The sequence below is a fragment of the Veronia pacifica genome (assembly GCF_001707825.1).
Taxonomy (GTDB): Bacteria; Pseudomonadota; Gammaproteobacteria; order Enterobacterales; family Vibrionaceae; genus Veronia; species Veronia pacifica.
Map to the genome: position 1 here is coordinate 1 of NZ_LYBM01000145.1, position 327 is coordinate 327.

The window sequence follows — 327 nt, forward strand, 5'->3', positions numbered from 1 at the left end:
ATCAGATTTTGTAAAAGAGAAGCAGACTGATGGGCACTATGTGGCGTTGAACTTGGTGGCTTCGGGCCTATTACCCGAAAATGCCGCAGACATTCCACCGGGCATTTTGAACAATTCTGAGGCATCTTCGCCATCAGGTCTCAACGATATCCGGCAAGCCAGTGAAGCAATAAAGCAAATGCTGATATGGAATCGGTCTCAGGGAAACACTGATTTGCAAACAATGAAACGTGTTTTCAAGGCATTTGACGCCGATTTAGGCTGTGACGCTGAGTATATTCGCTACGATAAAGCCTGCGTGGTGGACACGGATGGTGACCAGATAGG

1 protein-coding gene is annotated in these 327 nt (G+C 47.4%); it reads left to right on the forward strand.

What is annotated here, in order from left to right:
* The coding region (locus tag A8L45_RS24935; RefSeq protein WP_175402094.1) for a hypothetical protein at positions 1-327 on the forward strand (327 nt) is incomplete at both ends.